The 1,155-nt window shown below is 71.9% G+C and carries 1 protein-coding gene and 1 pseudogene; one reads left to right on the forward strand and one right to left on the reverse strand.

All coding sequences use genetic code 11. The features are described 5' to 3' along the window. Window positions 1-9: 9 nt before the first annotated feature. A pseudogene (locus tag G3N92_RS34005) lies at window positions 10-198 on the forward strand (acyl-CoA dehydrogenase); the annotation flags it as partial. A 25-nt stretch (window positions 199-223) separates the two neighbouring features. Here the strand turns inward: G3N92_RS34005 and G3N92_RS34010 are convergent. Further along, complete coding sequence (locus tag G3N92_RS34010) at window positions 224-991, reverse strand: hypothetical protein (protein ID WP_206131866.1); 768 nt, start codon at window positions 989-991, stop codon at window positions 224-226. Window positions 992-1,155: the final 164 nt, after the last annotated feature.

The following is a 1,155-nucleotide window of genomic DNA, read 5'->3' on the forward strand; positions in this document are numbered from 1 at the left end:
TAGCGCACCGCGCTCGATGCGGGCGAGGCGCTGTTCGACGCCTGCGGCGCCCGCGCGACGGCCGCGCCGCTCGCGCTCGACCGCTTCTGGCGCAACGCGCGCACGCACACGCTGCACGATCCGCTCGACTACCGGCTGCGCGACGTGGGCCGTTTCGCGCTGACCGGCGTGCTGCCGGAAGCGTCGCTGTACACCTGAAGCCCGATTCGGCCGCGCGGCGCGCTCAATCGCGCCCGCGTTCGGCCGGCACGCGCGCCATCTTCTGCGCGAACGATTCGAACGCCGACACATCGGCGCCCGTCAGCAGCGCGGCGGCGTCCGCGTCTTCGTGCGCGGGCATCGGCACTTCCTGGCAATCGATCAGGTGCCGCACGCTCGGGTATTTCGACATGCGCGGCCGCTTGTAGCGCAGCCGGAACAGGCGCGGCACGATCTTGCCCGCGCCGCCGAGGTCGCCCACCTGCTGCACCGGCGCGCCGAACCAGAAGCGGATCCACGCGGCCTGGCGCTCGCCGGGCGGCGCGGCCATGAAATCGGTCAGCACCAGCAGCACATAGGGAATGTCGCGTGGCGCGAGCGTGGGCCAGGCCCATAGCTTCAGCACGTCGGCGTGCTCGATCGCGTGCGTGAAGCGCGTGACCTGGAACGCCGAGGCCGTCTGCCGGATGGTGTGCAGATGCCGCTGCCATTGCTGGAAGAAGCTCGCGCGCAGTTGTTTGGCGCGCTCGGTCAGCGGCGGGCCGACGTTGACGGCGAGCGGATTCGGCACCGCGTCGGACACCAGCGGGCAGCGTGCGAACGGCCCGGCCGCGTGCACGAAGCGCCGCGCCTGCGAACGGTCGCGCAACTGCACCACGCGCAGCACGCCCGAGCACAGCGGGCAGCGCGCCAGCCCGCGCAGCAGCGGCAGGTCGCGGCAGAACGCGTCGACATGAACCAGGCGGTCCTCGACGGGGTGCAGCGCGTATTCGAGCAGCGGCCGTTCTTTCATCTCGGTCACGGAAGGCGAGGGGGCTGGGCGCAGGGCGACAACGGGATGACGGCATCAAACACGCGTTCTGTGACAACACGATGATGCTTGCGCAGGCCGCCGCGCAGTGCGGCCCGCCGCCGGGCCGCGCCGCGTTCAGCGCACGTCGCGCGCCACGCGCTGCA

Origin of the sequence: Burkholderia sp. Ac-20379 (genome assembly GCF_017104645.1) — a bacterium.
Lineage (GTDB): Bacteria > Pseudomonadota > Gammaproteobacteria > Burkholderiales > Burkholderiaceae > Burkholderia.